The 20,542-nt window shown below is 67.1% G+C and carries 19 protein-coding genes; all 19 read left to right on the top strand.

Translation table 11 applies throughout. The annotated features are described in order from the left end of the window. The first annotated feature begins 16 nt into the window (after window positions 1–16). Window positions 17–298, top strand: a complete 282-nt coding sequence (locus tag ACTIEZ_RS04115) for a hypothetical protein (RefSeq protein ID WP_439545389.1) — start codon at window positions 17–19, stop codon at window positions 296–298. Between the two features lie 373 nt (window positions 299–671). Continuing rightward, the gene (locus ACTIEZ_RS04110) at window positions 672–1,163 is read left to right on the top strand and encodes a division/cell wall cluster transcriptional repressor MraZ (protein WP_439545388.1); all 492 of its coding nucleotides are present in this window, start codon (window positions 672–674) and stop codon (window positions 1,161–1,163) included. Continuing rightward, window positions 1,160–2,119: a 16S rRNA (cytosine(1402)-N(4))-methyltransferase RsmH gene (gene rsmH / locus ACTIEZ_RS04105; RefSeq protein WP_439545387.1), complete on the top strand. Its 960-nt coding sequence runs from the start codon at window positions 1,160–1,162 to the stop codon at window positions 2,117–2,119. Before ACTIEZ_RS04110 ends, rsmH begins: the two co-directional genes overlap by 4 nt. Further along, window positions 2,116–2,649, top strand: a complete 534-nt coding sequence (locus ACTIEZ_RS04100; RefSeq protein ID WP_439545386.1) for a hypothetical protein — start codon at window positions 2,116–2,118, stop codon at window positions 2,647–2,649. Before rsmH ends, ACTIEZ_RS04100 begins: the two co-directional genes overlap by 4 nt. After that, window positions 2,649–4,403: a peptidoglycan D,D-transpeptidase FtsI family protein gene (locus tag ACTIEZ_RS04095; RefSeq protein WP_439545385.1), complete on the top strand. Its 1,755-nt coding sequence runs from the start codon at window positions 2,649–2,651 to the stop codon at window positions 4,401–4,403. Before ACTIEZ_RS04100 ends, ACTIEZ_RS04095 begins: the two co-directional genes overlap by 1 nt. 11 nt (window positions 4,404–4,414) lie before the next feature. Continuing rightward, entirely contained in the window at window positions 4,415–5,848 is a 1,434-nt protein-coding gene (locus ACTIEZ_RS04090; protein ID WP_439545588.1) for a UDP-N-acetylmuramoyl-L-alanyl-D-glutamate--2,6-diaminopimelate ligase, read from the top strand. Further along, a complete protein-coding gene (locus ACTIEZ_RS04085; RefSeq protein ID WP_439545384.1) occupies window positions 5,845–7,227 on the top strand; it encodes a UDP-N-acetylmuramoyl-tripeptide--D-alanyl-D-alanine ligase in 1,383 nt (460 codons plus the stop codon). Before ACTIEZ_RS04090 ends, ACTIEZ_RS04085 begins: the two co-directional genes overlap by 4 nt. Next, the gene (gene mraY / locus ACTIEZ_RS04080) at window positions 7,224–8,297 is read left to right on the top strand and encodes a phospho-N-acetylmuramoyl-pentapeptide-transferase (RefSeq protein ID WP_439545383.1); all 1,074 of its coding nucleotides are present in this window, start codon (window positions 7,224–7,226) and stop codon (window positions 8,295–8,297) included. The genes ACTIEZ_RS04085 and mraY overlap by 4 nt, the downstream gene beginning before the upstream one ends. Further along, complete coding sequence (gene murD, locus ACTIEZ_RS04075) at window positions 8,294–9,571, top strand: UDP-N-acetylmuramoyl-L-alanine--D-glutamate ligase (RefSeq protein WP_439545382.1); 1,278 nt, start codon at window positions 8,294–8,296, stop codon at window positions 9,569–9,571. The genes mraY and murD overlap by 4 nt, the downstream gene beginning before the upstream one ends. An 11-nt stretch (window positions 9,572–9,582) precedes the next feature. Beyond that, complete coding sequence (locus tag ACTIEZ_RS04070) at window positions 9,583–10,803, top strand: FtsW/RodA/SpoVE family cell cycle protein (RefSeq protein ID WP_439545381.1); 1,221 nt, start codon at window positions 9,583–9,585, stop codon at window positions 10,801–10,803. Beyond that, on the top strand, window positions 10,800–11,939 hold the full coding sequence (murG, locus tag ACTIEZ_RS04065) for an undecaprenyldiphospho-muramoylpentapeptide beta-N-acetylglucosaminyltransferase (protein WP_439545380.1): 1,140 nt from the start codon (window positions 10,800–10,802) through the stop codon (window positions 11,937–11,939). The genes ACTIEZ_RS04070 and murG overlap by 4 nt, the downstream gene beginning before the upstream one ends. Beyond that, window positions 11,936–13,393, top strand: coding sequence for a UDP-N-acetylmuramate--L-alanine ligase (gene murC, locus ACTIEZ_RS04060; protein WP_439545379.1), 1,458 nt, complete (start codon window positions 11,936–11,938; stop codon window positions 13,391–13,393). The genes murG and murC overlap by 4 nt, the downstream gene beginning before the upstream one ends. After that, window positions 13,390–14,343 (top strand): UDP-N-acetylmuramate dehydrogenase, encoded by a 954-nt coding sequence (gene murB / locus ACTIEZ_RS04055; protein WP_439545378.1) that lies wholly within the window; start codon window positions 13,390–13,392, stop codon window positions 14,341–14,343. Before murC ends, murB begins: the two co-directional genes overlap by 4 nt. Then, window positions 14,340–15,266, top strand: coding sequence for a D-alanine--D-alanine ligase (locus ACTIEZ_RS04050; RefSeq protein WP_439545377.1), 927 nt, complete (start codon window positions 14,340–14,342; stop codon window positions 15,264–15,266). The genes murB and ACTIEZ_RS04050 overlap by 4 nt, the downstream gene beginning before the upstream one ends. Beyond that, complete coding sequence (locus tag ACTIEZ_RS04045; RefSeq protein WP_439545376.1) at window positions 15,263–16,141, top strand: cell division protein FtsQ/DivIB; 879 nt, start codon at window positions 15,263–15,265, stop codon at window positions 16,139–16,141. The genes ACTIEZ_RS04050 and ACTIEZ_RS04045 overlap by 4 nt, the downstream gene beginning before the upstream one ends. 9 nt (window positions 16,142–16,150) lie before the next feature. Next, window positions 16,151–17,440 carry a cell division protein FtsA gene (gene ftsA / locus ACTIEZ_RS04040; protein ID WP_439545375.1) on the top strand — a complete coding sequence of 430 codons (1,290 nt, stop codon included), beginning with the start codon at window positions 16,151–16,153 and terminating at the stop codon, window positions 17,438–17,440. Window positions 17,441–17,499: 59 nt separating this feature from the next. After that, window positions 17,500–19,047: a cell division protein FtsZ gene (gene ftsZ / locus ACTIEZ_RS04035; protein WP_439545374.1), complete on the top strand. Its 1,548-nt coding sequence runs from the start codon at window positions 17,500–17,502 to the stop codon at window positions 19,045–19,047. 142 nt (window positions 19,048–19,189) lie between these two features. Then, window positions 19,190–19,897 carry a guanitoxin biosynthesis heme-dependent pre-guanitoxin N-hydroxylase GntA gene (gene gntA, locus ACTIEZ_RS04030; protein ID WP_439545373.1) on the top strand — a complete coding sequence of 236 codons (708 nt, stop codon included), beginning with the start codon at window positions 19,190–19,192 and terminating at the stop codon, window positions 19,895–19,897. Beyond that, window positions 19,887–20,468, top strand: a complete 582-nt coding sequence (locus ACTIEZ_RS04025) for a DUF1989 domain-containing protein (RefSeq protein ID WP_439545372.1) — start codon at window positions 19,887–19,889, stop codon at window positions 20,466–20,468. Before gntA ends, ACTIEZ_RS04025 begins: the two co-directional genes overlap by 11 nt. Window positions 20,469–20,542: the final 74 nt, after the last annotated feature.

The raw sequence follows: 20,542 nt of genomic DNA, 5'->3' as shown, positions 1-20,542 counted from the left end.
CGTACAGTATGTATCGATGGAAATGCAGCTTCCAGACCTGAGTGAGCCCGGCCGCACCGCGAGCAATGGCGGCGCGGCCGGTCGCGCCGCCAGCGCCCTGGCACGGCTGCGGCGGCCGGAACGCAGCGGCGAACGGCTGCGCTGGGGCCTGACCGGGCTGGCGGCAATCTTCCTGATCGTGATGCTGGCCGCCGCCCGGCTGGGCCCGCCGACGCGGGCCGACCAGCCCGGCGCCGGCGAGCCACTGGCCGTGCTGGGCGTGGCACCTGGCCCGGCCACGCGCCCGCCCGAACCATGATCCATCCGGCGATTCGGCCGGTCGCCGTCCTGGCGTCGAATCGGGTCGAATCGAAGGTTAGTGATCAGGTCATGGCGGGCTGCAACGGGCTGAATCCGCCCAATCGCCAAGACGAATTGGTTCACATACTTATCCACAGGCCGATCTGGAGTGGAACACAACAGGAACAACCGCGCAATAGACCAGATTTGACCATTGATATCCCCAGCTGAGACCATTTCAGCCCATCAGATTCCATTGAGACCCATGCAATCCCATGATAGACCGCTTATCCACAGTGGGATTGGGTGGCTTGTGGCCAATATTTGCCGAATGAACGCCACAGTGGCGGCGGCAGCGGCGGCAGGCAGCCTTTCCCCGACAGGGGATTTGGGTGAGCAACACGTCCTACACGGGCTATTTTGTGAACGCGGTGGACGTGAAGAACCGCCTGTCGATCCCGGCTGTCTTTCGTGATGTCATCACCGCGCGCACCGCCACCCGTCAGCTCGTGCTGGGGCCGGGCCATGCCGGACGCCGCTGCCTGGTCGCCTATGACGAGACGCATTCCGCCAAGCTGAAGAGCGATTTCGATGCCCGCCACGGCGCCTCGATCAGCCCGGAAGCCCATGCCGAGCGCGCCTTCCTGTTCGGGTCCACGCAGACGCTGGGCATCGATGATGCCGGGCGTGTCGTGCTGCCGGCCGGGCTGCGGCGGGCCGGCGGCATCGCCAGCCATGTGCTGTTCGTCGGCGGCTATGAATATTTCGAACTGTGGGACCCGTGGACGTTCATGGCGCATCCGCTGCTGGTCGATGGCCAGCGTTTCATGGTGGAAGGCGAACTGGAAGCCCGCGGCCTGCCGCTGGAGCGGCCTGCCGCATGAACGCGCCGCCCGCCCCGCATGTTCCGGTGCTGCTGGCCGAAGTGCTAGAGGCCCTCAGCCTGCAGCCCGGCGACGTCTATGTGGACGCCACGCTGGGCGCCGGCGGCTATCTGCGGGCCGCGCGCGCCGCGGGCCTGGCCCATGCCTATGGCTTCGATCGCGATCCCGATGCCATCGCGCTGAACGCCGATCTGGCCGGCGCCGATGATGTGACCCTGATTCAGCGGCCGTTCGCCGAACTGATGGCGGGCCTTGCCGATCATGGCGTCAGCGCGGTGGATGCCATCGCGTTTGATATCGGCGTGTCGTCGATGCAGATCGACCAGGCGGAGCGCGGCTTTTCCTTTCAGGCCGACGGGCCATTGGATATGCGGATGAGCCAGGCCGGCATGAGTGCGGCCGATTTCATCAACACCGCCGACGAAGCCGATATCGCCGATGTGCTGTTCCAGCTTGGTGACGAGCGCGCATCGCGCCGCATCGCGCGGGCCATCGTGGCCGATCGCCCGTTTGCCCGCACCAGTGAACTGGCCGGGCTGATCCGCCGCGTCATTGGCCGGGGCGAACCGGGCAAGGACCCTGCCACCCGCAGTTTCCAGGCGCTGCGCATCCATGTGAACGACGAACTCGGCCAATTGGATGCCGGGCTGGTGGCGGCCGAACGCCTGCTGAAGCCCGGCGGGCGGCTGGCGGTGGTGTCGTTCCACAGCGCCGAAGACCGGCGGGTGAAGAATTTCCTGCGCGACCGGTCGGGCGGCGCGTCGGCCGGATCACGGCATCAGCCGATGGCCCAGGCGCAGGCCGTGCCCAGCTTTGCGCGGCCGGCCAAGGCGGTGCGCGCGTCGGCGGCGGAAATCGCCCGCAACCCGCGGGCGCGCAGCGCCACCCTGCGCAGCGCGGTGCGCAGCGACGCCCCGGCGTGGGGTACGGTCATTTCGGCAGGAGCAGCGGCATGAGGCAATATCTTTCCGCCATCGCCTGGATTGCGGTGACCACCGCCGTGGTTGCCGGCGCCCAGATCGTCACCACCAAGGCCGCCGCCGAACGCCGCGCCGTCACCAAGCTGAACATCGCGCTGGTTGAAAACCAGGTGCGCATCCGCGAGCTGCAGGCCGAATTGCGCACCCGCGCCGGCATGCCGGAACTGCAACGCTGGAACGATGCCGTGTTCCAGTTGTCGGCCCCGCAGGGCGCGCAGATCCTGCAATCGCCGCTGCAACTGGCCAGCTTTGCCGCCCGGCCGGACGCAGCGCCAGCCGCCGGCCCGTCGGTGCAATATGCGGTCACGCCGCCTGATGCCGTGCCCGGCGCCGTGCCCGCACCAGCCGCGCCGCGGGCGCCGTCCACCGCAGGCGCCCGCGTGGTCAACGCCAGTTTCCCCGCGCCAAGGGCGCCGGCCCCGCCGGTCATCGCGCTGCCGGACACGCCCGAACTGATCCCGTTCATCGCCCCGGCGCCGCCGGAACCGCAAGCGGATGCGTTCTGATGGCCAGCATCCCCGGCCTTGATCCCAAACTTGCTGCGCCTGCGCCGGCCGCCCCGGCGACTGTGGCCGGCGAACGGGTTACGGCGCGCGCGCAGGCGCGGCAGCGGCTGGCCTTCCTGATCATGTTGTTCCCGGTGCTGGCACTGCTCGTGCTGGGGCGCCTCGTCGATCTGGCCGTGTTGCAGGGCCAGCCCAGTGGCGCAGCGACGCCGATCAGCGCGGCACCGCCGCGCGGTGACATTGTCGATCGCAACGGCATCGAGCTGGCGCGCACCTTCGAAGCCTATGCCATCACCGTGATGCCGGCGCGGCTGACGTCCGATCCCGAGGTGCTGGCGACCAAGCTTGCCGAGATCCTGTCCGAAAAGAGCCGCGACGATATCCTGGACGTGCTGACCAGCCGGCGCCCGCTGCGCTATCTGGCGCACCGCGTGCTGCCCAGCCAGGCGCAACGCATCAACGATCTGGGTGATCCGGCCATCGAAGTGGACCGCGAGGCGCAGCGGCTTTATCCCAATTACAATCTGGCCGCGCAGGTGCTGGGCTATACCAACGACGCCGGTCGCGGCCTGATCGGCGTGGAGCGCGCCTTTGATGCGCGGCTGGCTGATCCGGCCACGCGGGCGGCGCCGCTGATGTTGTCGCTGGATGTGCGCGTGCAGCAGGCCATGCAGAATGAACTGGCGGCGCTGGTGACGGATCAGAATGCCAAGGGCGCGGCCGGCGTGGTGCTGGATGTGACCAGCGGTGAAGTGCTGGCGATGGTGTCGCTGCCGGATTTCAATCCGAACGTGCCCGGCCAGCGCGCCGATGGCACAAGATATACCACCGACAATGACGACGGATCACGTTTCAACCGGGTGACGCTGGGGGGGTATGAACTGGGTTCGACCTTCAAGGCCTTCACCATCGCGTCGGCGCTGGAGAGCGGCACGCTGACCAATCTGCAGACGCGCTATGACGCCACCCAGCCGCTGCAAGTGGCCGGTTTCCGCATCCGCGACGATCACGCCAAGAACCGTTGGCTGACCGTGCCGGAAATCTTCATCTATTCCAGCAACATCGGCACGGCCCGCATCGCGGTTGAGATGGGCCGCGATCATCAGCGCGAATATCTGGACAGGCTGGGCTTTCTGAAACCGGTGGACATCGAGGTGAAGGAAAAGGCCCGGCCGCAGTTTCCGCCCTGGTCCAACTGGGGGCAGAGCGCGCTGATGACCATCAGCTATGGCCACGGTCTGACGGTGACACCGCTGCACCTCGCCGCTGGCTATGCCACGCTGGTGAACGGCGGCATCTATCGCGCGCCCACCCTGCTGCGCCGCGACCCCGGCACGGTACCGCCCGGCCGCCGCGTGTTTTCCGAAAGCACCAGCGCCGAAATCCGCCGGCTGCTGCGGCTGGTGGTGACCAATGGCACCGGCCGCAAGGCCGACGCGCCGGGTTATCGCGTGGGCGGCAAGACCGGCACCGCCGAGAAGATCGAGAATGGCCGCTATGTGCGCGGGCAGAATGTGGTGAATTTCGCAGCGGCCTTCCCGATGGATGCGCCGCGCTATGTCGTGGTGATGATGATCGATGATCCGCGCGGCAGCAAATCCACCTTCGGGTTTCGCACGGCCGGCATGGTGGCGGCACCCGCGGTGAAGCGCATCATCGAACGCATCGCGCCGGCGCTGGGCGTGGCGCCCGATGCCAGCCGCGATCTCGATCTTTCGGGGATGCTGCCGGCCAAGGCCGAGGTGAAGGAGTAAGGGTGGCCGATATCCGCCTTGGCGATCTGGTGCCCGGTGGCGGCGCAGCGGCGGTCACCGGCTTTGCGCTGGACCATCGCAAGGTGGCGCCGGGCACGGTGTTCGGCGCCTTTGCCGGCGCACGGGTGAATGGCGAGGATTACGTGGCCGCAGCAGTTGCCGCGGGCGCCGTTGCCGTGGTGGCGCGCCCGCAGGCGGCGGTGGTGGGCGCGCTGCATGTGGCCGACGCCAATCCGCGCGCGGCGTTCGCCCGGCTGGCGGCGAAGTTTTTCGCGCCCTTTCCAGCGACGACGGTGGCGATCACCGGCACCAACGGCAAGACCAGCACGGCGGAATTGACGCGGCAATTGTGGCATCTGGCCGGCCAGCGCGCCGCCAGCATCGGCACATTGGGCGTCACCACCGGCCAGGATCGCATCGCGCCGCGCGACAGCACCGGCGGGCTGACGACGCCGGATGTGGTGACGTTCTTGGCAACCATGGCCGGGCTGGCGCGCGAGGGCATCAGCCACGCCGCGTTCGAGGCATCGAGCCATGGGCTGGATCAGCATCGCATCGAGGGGCTGCCGGTGGCGGCGGCGGCGTTCACCAACCTGAGCCGCGATCATCTGGATTATCACGGCACCATGGACGCCTATTTCGCGGCCAAGGCGCGCCTGTTCAGCGACGTGGTGGATGGTGACGGCACGGCGGTGATCTGGGCCGACGATGGCGAGTGGTCGGCGCAGATGATGGCCGTGGCGCAGGCGCGCGGCTTGCGGCTGTTCACGGTGGGCGAAGCCGGATCGGCGCTGCGCTTGGTGCAGCGCACGCCGACGACCCTGGGCCAGGACCTGGTGGTGGAAGCGGCCGGTGGCACGCATCGCATCGCCTTGCCGTTGATCGGCGCCTATCAGGCGGCCAATGCGCTGGTCGCGGCCGGGCTGGTGATTGCCTGTGGCGGCGACGAAGCCAGGACGTTGGCGCATCTGGCGCGGGTTTCAGGCGTGCGCGGCCGGCTGGAACGCGCGGTGATCACGCGGGCAGGCGCCGCGGTGTATGTCGATTATGCCCATACGCCCGATGCCATCGTGGCGGCGTGCGCGGCGCTGCGCCCGCATGTGTCGGGCAGATTGATCATCGTGGTTGGTGCCGGCGGCGATCGCGATATTGGCAAGCGGCCGTTGATGGGTGGGGCCGCTGTGGACCAAGCCGATCTGGTGATCATCACCGACGACAATCCGCGCAGCGAGGACCCGGCGGCGATCCGGGCGGCAGTGCTGGCGGGGGCGCCGGACGCGCGCGAGGTGCCGGGGCGGCGCGAAGCGATTGCGGTGGCGATTGCCGAGGCGGCGGCCGGCGATGTCGTGCTGATTGCCGGCAAGGGGCATGAACAGGGCCAGATCGTGGGCGACCGGGTGCTGCCGTTCGACGATGTGACCGTGGCGCGGGAGTGCGCCGCATGAGCCTGTGGACCAGCCAGGAGATCGCGGCGGCAGTTGGCGGGGCCGCGCATGGCGATTTTGCCGTGGACGGGGTGACGTTCGACAGCCGCGAAGTGGTGGCCGGCGATCTGTTCATCGCGTTGCGGGGCGAGGCGACGGATGGCCATCGCTTCATCGACGGTGCGCTGGCGCGCGGCGCTGCGGGATTGGTGGTGAGCGAGCCGGTTGCTGTGCCGCATGTGTTGGTGGCGGACACGATGGCGGCGTTGAATGCCTTGGGTGTGGCAGCGCGCACCCGCAGCAGCGCGATGCGCATCGGGGTGACCGGCAGTGTCGGCAAGACCGGCGTGAAGGAGGCGCTGAAAAGCGCGCTGGGCCGGTTTGCGCCCGATGCGGTGCATGCCAGTGTAAAAAGCTACAACAACCATACCGGCGTGCCGCTGTCGCTGGCGCGCATGCCGGCAGCGAGCCGCTTTGGCGTGTTCGAGATGGGCATGAACCATGCCGGCGAGCTGACCGCGCTGACCGGGCTGGTGCAGCCGCACATCGCCATGGTGACCTGGGTGGCCAGCGCGCACCGGGAATTTTTCGACAGCGAGGCCGATATCGCCCGGGCCAAGGCCGAGATTTTCAGCGGCTTGCCGGCCGGCGGCACCGCGATCATCCCGCACGACAATATCCATGCCGAGATCCTTCTGGCAGCCGCGCGGGACGCCGGTGCCCGCATCATTCGCTTTGGCCTGAACGAAGGCGCGGATGTGTGGGCGGAGCAGGTGAAGCTGCACCCCGATTGCAGTTGCGTGACGGCGCGCATCGGCGATGAGCGGTTGACGTTCCGCGTTGGGCTGGCTGGAAAACATTGGGTCAACAATGCGCTGGCGGTGCTGGCGGCGGTGCAGGCAGCCGGCGGCGATCTCGCGCTGGCCGGGCTGGCGCTGGCGGAATTCAGCGATTTGCCGGGGCGGGGGCGGCGGCTGCGGGTTGCCGCCGGTGCTGGCCAGGCGGTGATCATCGACGAGGCGTACAACGCCAATCCGGCCAGCATGGCGGCCAGCCTGGCGGTGCTGGGTGCGATTGCGCCGGCACGCAACGGACGCCGGCTGGCGTTGCTGGGTGCGATGAAGGAACTTGGCGAATTGTCGGCGGAATTTCATGCCGGCATTGCCCCGCATCTGATTGCGGCCGGCGTGGCGGTGGCGGTGCTGGTCGGGCCGGAAATGCAGCCGCTGGCCAAGGCGCTGGGTCGCCAGATCGATGTGCGCCATGTCGCCAATGCCGATGCGGCGCTGGCCGAGCTGCAGGGCGTGCTGGCGGCTGATGATGTGCTGTTGGTCAAGGGATCGAACAGTGTCGGGCTGGGCCGGGTGATCACCGCGCTGGCCGAGGAGGTGCCCGCATGATCAAGCTGATCGCCGATCTCGCCGGCTATGATGGCATCTTCAACCTGTTCCGGTACATCACGTTTCGCACCATTGCGGCGCTGGTGACGTCGCTGGCGATCGCGCTGCTGCTGGGGCCGCGCTTCATCACCATGCTGCGGGCCAAGCAGGGCAAGGGCCAGCCGATCCGCGAGGATGGGCCGGAATGGCACCTGCTGACCAAGCGCGGCACGCCGACCATGGGCGGGCTGCTGATCCTGATCGCGCTGACCATCTCCAGCCTGTTGTGGATGGACATGGAAAATGGCTTCGTCTGGTCGGCGCTGCTGGTGACGCTGGGCTTTGGCGCCATTGGTTTCATGGACGATTATGACAAGGTGACCAAGCAGAGCCACAAGGGCGTATCGGGCAAGGTGCGGCTGGGGCTGGAATTTCTGATTGCCGGGCTGGCGGTGTCGTTCATCGCCAGCCGCACCGGTTTCACGCTGTATCTGCCGTTCCTGAAGGATTTCGGGCTGTATCTCGGCCTGTTCTACATCGCCTTTGCCGCGTTCATCATCACCGGGTTCGGCAATGCCGTGAACCTGACCGACGGGCTGGACGGGCTGGCGACGATGCCGGTGGTGATTGCGGCGGCGGCCTTTGCCATCATCGCCTATCTGGTTGGGAATTTTCGGTTTTCGGATTATCTTGGCATCCATCATGTGCCGGGATCGGGCGAGCTGGCGGTATTCTGTGCGGCGCTGATCGGGGCGTGCCTGGGGTTCCTGTGGTTCAACGCGCCGCCGGCGATGGTGTTCATGGGCGATACCGGCAGCCTGGCGCTGGGCGGCGCGCTCGGCACGGTGGCGGTGGTGACCAATCATGAAATCGTGTTGCTGGTGATCGGCGGGCTGTTTGTGCTGGAAACGCTGTCGGTGATCATCCAGGTGGTCAGTTTCAAGACGACGGGCCGCCGCGTGTTCCGCATGGCGCCGCTGCACCATCATTATGAGAAAAAGGGCTGGCAGGAATCGACCGTCGTCATCCGGTTCTGGATCATCGCCATCCTGCTGGCGCTGATCGGCCTTTCGACGTTGAAGCTGCGGTGATCGTTTCGCCTGCCTTTGCCGGCAAACGCTGGGGCGTGCTGGGCCTGGCCCGTTCCGGGCGGGCCACCGTGGCGGCGCTCAGCGCATCGGGCGCACAGGTGACGGCCTGGGATGATAAGGAAGCCGCCCGCGCCGATGTGGCGGCCGACATCGCCGATCTGAACAGCATCGATCTGTCGGGTTACGCCGGCATTGTCGTGTCGCCGGGTGTGCCGCACAGCGCGCCGATCTTTGCCGCCGCGCACCATCATGGCGTGCCGGTGATCGGCGATATCGAGTTGTTTGCCCGCGCCCTGCCCGCCATGCCGCCGTGCAAGCTGGTGGGCATCACCGGCACCAACGGCAAATCGACGACGACGGCGCTGATCCATCATCTGTGCATCACGGCCGGATTGCCGGCGGCGATGGCCGGCAATATCGGCTTGCCGATTCTGGCGCAGGACCCGTTGCCGGCGGGCGGGGTGTGGGTGCTGGAACTTTCCTCCTACCAGTTGGAGATCACCCACAGCCTGGCGTGCGATGTGGCGATCTGCACCAATCTGACGCCCGATCATCTGGAACGCCATGGCACGATGGCGGCCTATGCCGGGGCCAAGGCGCGGTTGTTTGCGATGCAGGAGGGCCGTGGCACCGCAATCGTCGGCCGCGACGCGCAGGCGCAGTGGCAGATGAGCGCCGCAGCCCTGCCGATCATCATCGAGGATGTGGCGCTGCCCGGCGAGCCTTGTGACTGGCCCGGCCTGCAAGGCCCGCACAACATGCTGAATGCCCGGGCTGCGGTGGCCGCCGCACGCGCACTGGGTATCGCCGATGCGGTGATTGCTGCTGGCCTCGCCAGCTACCACGCGCTGGCGCATCGCATGGAGCCGGTCGGCGAACGGCGCGGCCTGCTGTGGGTGAACGACAGCAAGGCGACCAATCCGGACAGCTCGGCGCCGGCACTGCGGGCGTACCCACGCATCCACTGGATTGCCGGCGGGCGCCCCAAGCTGGACAGCACCGGCAAGGCCGATCTGTCGGCGATCCTGCCCAATCTGGGCAATGTCGCCCATGCCTGGCTGATCGGCGAGGCGGCGCCCTTGTTTGCTGCCGAACTGGCCGGCCGCGTGCCGGCCACCACGGTCGGCACGTTGGAAGCTGCCGTGGCTGCCGTGCTGGAAACTGCGCAAGCCGGCGATGTCGTGCTGTTCAGCCCGGCGGCGGCCAGTTTCGATCAATATCGCGATTTCGAGCACCGGGGCGATGCGTTCCGGGCGTTGGTCAACCCGTTGTGAGGCGCAGAGCCATGGCCACCCGCCCCCAGACTCGGACAACTTCGGCGACTGCCCGCCCGCGCAGCGCATCAGCCCTCTCGCGGGGCGACCGTTCCAGCTTTGGCCGCTGGTTCTGGACGATCGACAAGACGCTGCTGATCCTGATCTTTGCCCTGATTGCCATCGGCATCGTCGCTGTGGCGGCCGCATCGCCGGCTGCGGCGCGCAAATTGTCGGGCGGCAATTATCGGCTGGATGATCTGCATTTCCTGTATCGTCAGTTGGGCTGGGTGGCGCTGGGCCTGCCGCTGATGGTGGCGACATCGATGCTGGATGTGCGTCTGCTGAAACGGCTGGCGGTGCTGGGCACCGGTGTGATGCTGATCTGCCTGATGCTGGTGCCGTTCATCGGTGGCGGATCGAATGGGGCGACGCGCTGGATCGAACTGCCGTTCTTCCGGTTCCAGCCATCGGAATTCTTCAAGCCCTGCTTCATCGTTGCGACCGCCTGGCTGCTGTCGCTGCGGGTGTCGGACCGCAGCCTGCCCACCTTGCAGATCAGTGCCGGCATAATGGGTGTGGCGCTGGTCTGCCTGATCGCGCAGCCGGATGTCGGCCAATCGGCGCTGATTGCGGCGGTATGGCTGGTGCAGGCGATGCTGGCCGGGCTGTCGCTGCAGCTGGTCGGCACGGCGGTGGTGCTGGGCGCCGCCGGTCTGGTGGCGGCCTATTTCTCGCTCGATCACTTCGCCAGCCGCATCGACAAATGGATTTTCGGGGTGGGCGACACGTTCCAGATCGACAAGGCGCTGGATTGTTTCCGCGCCGGCGGCTGGCTGGGCACCGGGCCGGGCGAAGGCCGCATGAAGTTCCGCCTGCCCGAAGCGCAGACCGATTATATCTTCAGCGTGATCGGCGAGGAATTCGGCCTGATCGCCTGTTTCATGCTGGCCGGGCTGTTCATGGGCCTGGTGGTGCGGGCGCTGCTGGTGGCGATGGACGAGGATGACCCGTTCGTGTTCCTGGCCACTGCCGGCCTTGCCACCCAGTTCGGCTTTCAGGCGGCGATCAACATGATGGTCAATCTGGCGCTGCTGCCATCGAAGGGCATGACGCTGCCGTTCATCAGCCATGGCGGATCGTCGTATCTTGCCACCTGCATCGGCGCCGGGCTGCTGCTGGCGCTGACGCGCAACAATCCGTTCCTGAAAGGCCGGCCGTGGGCAGTGGCCGGCGGGCTGCGCATGGCATGACGGAACAGCGTTATGACAGCCGACCTCGGCAGCAGCCGCCGGGCCCCGGCGGCACCTATGTGCTGTGCGCTGGCGGCACTGGCGGGCATATGGTGCCGGCGCATTGCCTGGCGCTGGAATTGCAGGCGCGCGGCCACAAGGTGCATCTGGTGACCGACGAGCGCGGCTTGCGGTTTCCGGGCCTGTTTCCCGGCGTCGAGATCACCAAGGTCGATGCGGCGTCCACAGGCCGGAGCGGCTGGAAATCGCTGCCATCGGTCGCGCTGAGTATCTGGAAGGGCCGCAATACGGCGCGGCGGCTGTTCAAGGCGATGCGGCCGCGCGCGGTGGTGGGCTTTGGTGGCTATCCGGCCCTGCCCGGCCTGCTGGCGGGATTGTCGCTGTATCTGCCGTGCCTGATCCATGAACAAAATGCCGTGCTGGGCCGCACCAACCGCTATCTGGCGCCGCGGGTGCGGGCGATTGCCACCAGCTTCCCGCGCATCCGCCGCATGGAGGGCAGTTGGCAGCGCCGCGCGCATTTTGTCGGCAATCCGGTGCGTCCGGGGGTTTTGGCGGCACGCGAGGTGCCGTTCGATGCAGAGACGACACGGCTGAAATTGCTGGTGACGGGCGGCAGCCAGGGCGCGGCGATCCTGAACAGCATCGTACCGGCTGCCATCGCCCTGCTGCCGGCGGAGCTGCGCGCGATAATCGATGTGACGCACCAGGGCCGCGAGTCTGATCGCGATGCAATGCTGGCCGCCTATCGCGCCGCCGGCATCGCGCCCGTCATTGCGGCCTATTTCCCTGATCTGCCCGCCGAAATGGCCAGCAGCCATATCGTGATTGCGCGCAGCGGTGCCTCGACGGTGGCAGAGCTGGCGGTGATGGGCCGGCCGTCAATTTTGGTGCCGCTGCCGATCGCCACCGACGATCACCAGGCCGACAATGCCGCCGCGCTGGTCGCGGCCGGCGCGGCGCAGATGATCCGGCAAAGCGAATTCACCGCAGAACGGCTGGCGCAGGCCTTGACGCTGTGGCTCACCGACCGGCAGGGGCTCGGGCTCGCCGCCGCCGCCGCGCGCGCCGCCGGGCATCCGGAGGCCGCCAAACGCCTGGCCAACCTCGTCATCGCCACTGGATTGATCGCATGACCCCGACCCTGCCGCCGCTTGTTCCAGAACTCATCGCCAGCCGGCTGCGCCCCGGTTTCCGCACCGATATCGGCGTGATCCATTTTGTCGGCATCGGCGGCATCGGCATGTCCGGCATTGCCGAGGTGATGGCCAATCTGGGCTTTGCGGTGCAGGGCAGCGATGCGGCCGAATCCTATGTGGTGGAGGGGCTGCGCACGAAGGGCATCAAGGTGTTCATCGGCCAGAGCGCCGAGAATGTCGAAAATGCCGCCGTGCTGGTGATTTCCACCGCGATTCGGGCCGACAATGTCGAAGTGGTGGCGGCGCGCGCCCGGCGTATCCCTGTGGTGCGCCGTGCCGAGATGCTCGCCGAACTGATGCGCATGAAAAGCTGCGTCGCAGTGGCCGGCACACATGGCAAGACGACGACGACGTCGATGGTGGCGACGCTGCTGGATGCCGGCGGGCTGGACCCGACGGTGATCAATGGCGGCATCATCAACACCATCGGATCCAATGCGCGGCTGGGCACATCGGACTGGATGGTGGTGGAGGCCGATGAAAGCGACGGGAGCTTCCTGCGGCTGACCGGCACGTTCGGGATCGTGACCAATATCGATCCGGAGCATCTTGATCACTGGGGTGATTTCGAGGCGGTGCGCAAGGGCTTCGAAACGTTCGTGCATGCCGTGCCTTTCTATGGCGCGGCCATCCTGTGCATCGATCATCCGGAGGTGCAGGCGCTGATCCCGCGCGTGTCGGACCGGCGGATCATCACCTATGGCTTTGCCGCGACCGCCGATGTGCGCGGGCTGGAGGTGACGCCGGTGCCGGGCGGCAATCGCTTTGCGGTGCTGGTGCGCACCCGCGATGGCCAGCGCCGGATCGATGATCTGCTGCTGCCGATGCCGGGGCGCCACAATGTGCAGAATGCGCTGGCGGCGATTGCGGTGGCGCTGGAACTGGGCGTGGATGATGATGGCTTGCGGGCGGGCCTTGCGCGCTTTGGCGGCGTGAAGCGGCGCTTCACCAAGGTGGGTGCAGTGGCGGGCGCTGCGATCATCGATGATTATGGCCACCACCCGGTGGAGATCCGCGCCGTGCTGGCGGCAGCGCGCGAAAGTGCCGGGAGCCGGGTTATTGCGGTGGTGCAGCCGCATCGGTTCACGCGGCTGCGCGACCTGATGGCGGATTTCTGCGCGGCGTTCAACGATGCCGACATGGTGTTCGTGGCGCCGGTCTATGCGGCCGGGGAAGCGCCGATTGACGGCGTGGATGCAGCGGCGCTGGCGGCAGGGCTGGTGGCGGCGGGGCATCCATCAGCGGCGGTGGTTGCCGGGGCCGAGGAATTGGCGGTGGTGCTGGCCGGGGTGGTGCAGCCGGGTGATCAGGTGATTTGCCTGGGCGCAGGCGACATCACCAAGTGGGCGGCCGGGTTGGCGGATGCGGTGGCAAAGGTGCGGGGCGGGTGATCGGCGTGCTGCCCCGTGGCCGGCTAACCGCCGATGCACCGCTCGCCCCGTTGCTGTGGTTCAAGGCCGGCGGGCCGGCGGACCTGCTGTTCGAGCCGGCGGACGTGGACGATCTGTGCGATTTCCTGCGCGCCCTGCCCGGTGACACGCCGGTGATGGCGCTGGGGCTGGGCAGCAATCTGATCGTGCGCGATGGCGGCGTGGCCGGCGTGGTGGTGCGGCTGGGCAAGGCGTTGGCGCGGGTAGAGGCGGATGGTGACACGTTGCTGTGTGGCGGCGGCGCCAGTGGCATCGCGGTGAGCAGTGCGGCGCGCGATGCCGGGCTGGCGGGCCTGGAGTTCCTGCGCGGGATTCCGGGCACAGTCGGCGGCTTCGTGCGGATGAACGGCGGCGCGTATGGGCGTGAAGTGGCCGATGTGCTGGTGGACGCGACGGTGGTGACGCGGGCCGGCGTGGTGGAGACGCGGGACCGGGCGGCGCTGGAATACAGCTATCGCCATTCCAATCTGGGTGATGGCGAGATCGTGATTGCGGCGCGGCTGCGTGGGACGCCCGGTGAGCGTGCGGCCATCCAGGCCGAGATGGACCGGATTGCCGCCGCGCGCGAAGCCAGCCAGCCGCTGCGCACGCGCACGGGCGGCTCGACCTTCAAGAACCCGCCGGGCGAGAAGGCGTGGGAATTGGTGGACCGGGCCGGGTGCCGCGGCTTGCGGGTGGGCGGCGCGGAGGTTTCGGACAAGCATTGCAATTTCCTGATCAACAGCCACCGCGCGAGTGCTGCGGATATCGAGGCGCTGGGCGAACTGGTGCGGGCGCATGTGTTGCGGGACAGCGGCGTGGCGTTGGCGTGGGAGATTCAGCGGGTTGGGCGGGTGGCTTCGTCTTTCCCCACCCCCGGCCCCTCCCCTGAGCCGAAGGCGAGCGAAGCTCAACGGGAGGGGGGCGCATGAAAGTCGCCGTGCTCATGGGCGGCTGGTCGGCCGAGCGGGAAGTGTCGCTCACCTCCGGGCGGGGCATTGCCGAGGCGTGCCGCAATTTGGGCCATAATGTGGTCGAGATCGATATGGGCCGCGATGTGGCGACGGTGCTGAGCCAGGCCAAGCCGGATGTGGTGTTCAACGCACTGCATGGCACGCCCGGTGAGGATGGCACGGTGCAGGGGATGCTCGATCTGCTGGGGCTGCCCTATACGCATTCGGGGGTCACCACGTCGGCCATCGCGATCGACAAGGAATTGACCAAGCTGGTGCTGGTGCCGGCCGGGATTCCGATGCCGAAGGGGGTGATCGTCAGCAGCGAGAGCCTGTTCGAAGCCGATCCGTTGCCGCGGCCCTATGTGCTGAAACCGGTCAACGAGGGATCGTCGGTGGGCGTCGCCATCGTCACTGACAGCAGCAACCACGGCAATCCCATTCGCCGCGACACGCCTGGGCCGTGGGCAGAATTTCCCACCCTGCTGGCCGAGCCGTTCATTGCCGGCAAGGAATTGACCGTGGCGGTGATCGGGACCCGCGCGCTGGCGGTGACGGAGTTGAAACCTGTTTCTGGTTTCTATGATTATGATGCCAAATATACCGATGGCCTGACCGTGCACATCTGCCCAGCCGAATTGCCGGCGGCGATCGAGGCGGCGTGCCTGGCGCATGCGCTCAGCGCGCACCGGCTGCTGGGCTGCCAGGGAACCAGCCGCAGCGATTTTCGTTGGGACCCGGAACAGGGCCTGGATGGGCTGTATCTGCTGGAAATCAACACGCAGCCGGGGATGACGCCGCTCAGCCTGGTGCCGGAACAGGCGCGGCACATCGGCATGAGTTACGAACAACTGGTGCAGACGCTGATCGATCTGGCGTTAACGGAGGGAGACCGGGCATGACGGCGGCCACCCTGAAACGCGGTGCGCGGGTGCCGAAATCGGCGCGGGCGCGGCCCGTGCGGCCAGCGACAATGGCGCCGGTGTTCGGCAAGCGGCAGGTGCTGATCGCGCTGGCAGTGGTGTTTGCCATCGCGATTGCGGTGATGATCGCGGTGCGGGTGCCGCAGAAATTGTGGGCGGGTTTCGTCACCTGGACGGCCGCCAATGGCTGGGAGGTGCGCCATGTCGAGCTGACCGGCGCGCGCGAGCAGGATCGGCTGGCGATCTATGCCGCGGCGCTGAACGGCCCGACCAATGCGATGCTGGCCACCGATCTGGATGCGGTGCGGGCGCGGTTGCGGGCGCTGCCCTGGGTGGCCGATGCCAGCGTGCAGCGGCGGCTGCCCGACACGCTGGTGATCGAAGTGACCGAGCGGCGGCCAGTGGCGCTGTGGCAGAAGAACCGGCATCTGGCGGCCATTGATCTGTCGGGCCGGGTGCTGACTGCTGAGCGGCTGGAGCGCTGGAACGACCTGCCGATCCTGATCGGGCCGAACGCCAATGCGCGGGTTCATGAGGCGTTGGAGTTGCTGGCCGCGACACCGCTGGGGCGCGATGTGATGGCCGCCACCCTGGTGGGCGGCCGGCGCTGGGATCTGCATTTCAAGAGCGGCGAAGTGCTGGCGCTGCCCGATCGCCCGGCGGTGGCGCGCGGCGCGCTGACGGCCTTTGCCAAGCTGGATGGCCAGGGGCCGCAGCGACTGATCGGCGGCGGCTTCACGCGATTCGATCTGCGGCTGCCCGGCCGCATGACGGTCGCCGGGCCGGCTGTGGCCAAGACGCTGGCCGACGCGGAAAAGGCGCGCCGCGCCGCTGCACAAGCCAGCAAGATCTGAAGGAGCGATATGGCCCCCAAAATCCCCTCGCGCATCCCCCTGCCGCCCTTGAGCCGCAGCCAGCCGGAACGTGCCGTCGCCGTGCTTGATGTCGGCACGTCGAAAGTCTCGGCGCTGATCGCGATGGTTGGCGGCGATGGCGAACCGCGGGTGATCGGCAGCGGCCAGAAACCGTGCAGCGGGCTGAAGCGCGGTACGGTGACCGATTTCGACAAGGCGGAAATGGCGATCCGCGGCGCCATGGACCAGGCCGAACGCGCGGCCGGCGTACAGATCAACAGCGTAATCGGCGGCTTTGCAGCCGGCAGCATGGCCAGCACGATGGCCAGCGCCGAGATCGACATTGCAGGGGCCAACATCACGCCGACCGACATGGTGACGCTGCGCCAGGCCGGGCGCGCCGCCATCGATCCGCGTGGCCGCACCGTGGTGCATGCGCTGCCCGCGCTTTATACCATGGACGGCCTGATCGGCGTCGAAAGCCCGCTGGGGCTGCATGCCGATCGGCTGGGCATGGATATCCATGTTGTGACCGCCGACACGCCAGCGATCCTGAACTATGGCCGCGCGGTCGGGCAGGCGCATCTGGGGGTGTCGGCGCTGGTTGCCAGCCCGATTGCGGCCAGCCTGGCCGTGCTCGATGCCGAGGAGCGGGATATCGGTGTGGCGCTGATCGAGATCGGCGCCGGGATCACCAGCATCGCCGTGCACAAGTTCGGCATTGCGGTGGGCGTGGCGACCATCCCGATGGGCAGTGTGGATATCACCGACGATATCGCGGCGGCCTTTGCCACCCGCCGCAGCGGCGCGGAGCGGCTGAAGACCTTTGACGGTGCGGCGGTTGCCACCAGCCGTGACTTGGCCGAGGCGGTGACCATCCCGCCCGCCGTGGAAGATGGCGGCACCGAGCCCAACAAGGTGTCGCGCGCCGCCCTGGTGGCGGTAATCAGCACCCGGCTCGATCTGTTGTTTGGCGAGATTGCCCAGGCGCTGGCGACATTGGGTTTTGTCGGGCCGCAGGCGCGGCGGATCGTGTTGACCGGCGGCGGAGCCGATCTGCGCTCCATTGCCGATTATGCCGGCAGCTATCTGGGCTGCAATGTCCGCATCGGTCGGCCGCGCGGGCTGATCGGCCTGCCGCAGGCGCAGGAAGGTCCGGCATTTGCGACGCTGGCCGGGCTGGTGTTGTTTGCGGCCAGCGAGCATGCCGATGTCTGGCACCAGCCGGTCAGCAGCGATCCGGCCGCACCGCGCCGCGGCCTGTCCGGCGTCATCGAAAAATTGTGGGGAAGTCTGTGATGACACTTCCCCCTTGTTAACACATCATCTAGTATATTTACGTCCAGAGGAGACACGAGATGCTGGAATTTGCCCGAGTGGAACTGGCCGAGCTGAAGCCCCGCATCGCCGTGATCGGTGTGGGCGGTGCCGGCTGCAATGCGGTGGCCAACATGATTGCTGCCGAACTGACCGGGGTCGAGTTCATCGTCGCCAATACTGATGCGCAACAACTGGCGTTGAGCCCGGCGGCGACCCGGATTCAGCTCGGCATGAAGATCACGCAAGGCCTGGGCGCCGGTGCGCGGCCGGAAATCGGCCGCGCGGCCGCCGAGGAAACGCTCGATCAGCTCGAAAGCGCGCTGGACGGCGCGCACATGTGCTTTATCGCCGCCGGCATGGGCGGCGGCACCGGCACCGGCGCCGCGCCGGTGGTGGCGCGGGCGGCGCGCGAAAAGGGCATATTGACGGTCGGCGTGGTGACCAAGCCGTTCAGTTTTGAAGGCAGCCGCCGCATGAGGGCGGCTGACGACGGCATTGCCGAACTGCAGAAACATGTCGACACGCTGATCATCATCCCGAACCAGAATCTGTTCCTGATCGCCAACGCCAACACCGGTTTCAAGGAAGCCTTCGTGATGGCCGACCAGGTGCTGCACCAGGGCGTGCGCGGCATCACCGATCTGATGATGATGCCCGGCCTGATCAACCTGGATTTCGCCGATATCCGCACCGTTATGTCGGAGATGGGCAAGGCGATGATGGGCACCGGCGAAGCGTCGGGCGAAGGCCGCGCCATCGAAGCCGCGCAGAAGGCCATTGCCAATCCGCTGCTCGATGAAGTGTCGATGCGCGGCGCCAAGGGCGTGATCATCAACATCACCGGCGGCGACGATCTGAAGCTGATGGAGGTGGACGAAGCCGCCAGTTACATTCGCGACATGGTGGATGGCGATGCCAACATCATGGTGGGCAGCGCGTTCAATGCTGATCTGGAAGGCGTGATGCGGGTTTCGGTGGTGGCAACCGGCATCGATGCCGCCGCCAAGCCGATGCCGGTGACGGCGCCGGCCAAGAAGCAGACGGGCAGCGCCTTCCTGTCGCAGCCCAGTATCTTCTCCACGCCGGCACCGCTGGGCGGCACGGCCGCTGCGCCGGAGCCGATCGGCAAGCCGGGGTCCGAACCGGTTGCCGAACCGGCATCGGGCCTGGCGCTGACACCGCCGGATCATGTCGTGGCGCAGGCCGAAGCCGATGCGGAAACGCAACAGGCGCTGGAACTGGCCAGGCAGCACGCCGAAGCTGTGAGCGACATGGAGGCGGACGACGCGATCGATCTCGCCGATGCCGAACGCGCTGAAGCCGCCATGCCGGCCAGCTTCCGCTTCACGCCGCAGGTGCCGATCGCTGGCCCGGCTGGCCCGGCCCGCGCACCGGCGCCGGCGCCGGTGCCGGTGCCCGAACCCGTTGTCGAAGAGCGGCCGTTGACGCTGTTCGAGCGGATGATGGGCGTGTCCCGTACCCGCCGCGCCCCGGAACCGCCGGCCACACTGGCGCCGCCGCCGGAACCGGCCGCCAGGACGGACGATGATGTGCCGGGCTTCATGAAGCGCCAGGGCAATCGTTGAGGGTTTCTGATTGAGGGAAGGCCCGGTTTCCGCAAGGGGGCCGGGCCTTTTTCGTTTGGGGTGCGCGACAGCCGGCCACGGGGAACAGTTCGCGCGGAAACGCGTTGAAGCTCCACGTCAGGAGCCCCCCATGTCAGCCCCAATGTCCACGCTCCACATGCTTGCCGAACAATTTCGCGATTTCGTGCGTGCGCCCGATTTTCCCTGTGTCGGGGCCAAGGCGGCGCTGGCGCGGGACAATATGCGCACCATCGTCTGTGGCAATCTCGGATCGGCCTGGGATGATCTGCGGGTGCTGCCCGAACTGACGCGATTGGCCGCGGATTATCGTGCCGACCGCGAATTGTTCCAGACGCTGGTGGTGATCTTCGAGCAGCCCGAAGTGATCGGCGAGGCCGAATTCGAGGCGCGCATGTGGGAGCGTATCCAGTCGCTGGCCGACAAGGATGCGCTGCTGCTGGAAAATCCGCACGATGCGCGGGTCAGCGATGATCCGGAAGACCCGCATTTCTCGCTGAGCTTTGGCGGTGAGGCATTTTTCGTGGTGGGGCTGCATCCCGGCGCCAGCCGCCCGGCGCGGCGGTTCGTGCGGCCGACATTGGTGTTCAACCTGCATGACCAGTTCGAACAATTGCGTGACCTGAACCGGTACGAGAAGTTGCGCGCCTCGATCCTCGACCGCGACCTCACCCTGGCCGGCACGGAAAATCCGATGTTGCAGCGCCATGGTGATGGATCGGAGGCCCGGCAATATAGCGGTCGCGCGGTCGGGGCCGACTGGGCCTGCCCCTATGCCGGCCGCGGCGCCGGCGCCGAACGATCAGCCGGGGAGACCAAGGATGCTGCATGAAATCCCGCCGCGGTCTGGCGCGGCCTTCACCCTGGATCGCGGCCAGCGGCTGACGGTGATCGATCCGTGCGGCGAGCAGGTGTCCGATCTGCTCGCCTTTGCGCGCGCCGATACTGATGAAGTGATCTCGTCGGGGCGCACGCTGGATTATCTCAGCCGGATTTTCCTGACCGTACCGGACCCGATCTATTCCAACCGATCGAATATCATGCTGCGCATTGTCGAGGATGTGGTCGGGCGCCATGATTTCCTGCTGACGCCCTGTTCGCAGGACACATTCCGCATCATCTATGGCGATACCGATCCGCACCGCGGTTGCTTCGGCAATCTGGCGGCGGCGCTGGCACCTTATGGCATCGCGCCGGATCGCATTCCGGTGGCGTTCAACCTGTTCATGCATGTGACGGTGGATGGAACTAGCGGCACGCTGGCGGTGCGGCCGCCCTTGAGCAAGGCCGGCGACAGGATCGTGCTGGAGGCCGAGATGGACCTGATCATCGGATTGACGGCCTGTTCGGCGTTGCAGTCGAACAATGGCCGTTTCAAGCCGATTCACTATCGGGTGGATTAGGCTCCGGACTCAATTGCACCAGAACGTGAGGCTTGCGGCGAGGTGCGTGGCTGAGAGGTAGTTTCTGGCGAGCT

The sequence above is a fragment of the Sandarakinorhabdus sp. genome, from assembly GCF_051860625.1.
In the GTDB taxonomy this organism is placed as follows: Bacteria; Pseudomonadota; Alphaproteobacteria; order Sphingomonadales; family Sphingomonadaceae; genus Sandarakinorhabdus.
Note: the sequence above shows the minus strand (reverse complement) of the source record. Positions and strands in the feature narration are given on the sequence as shown.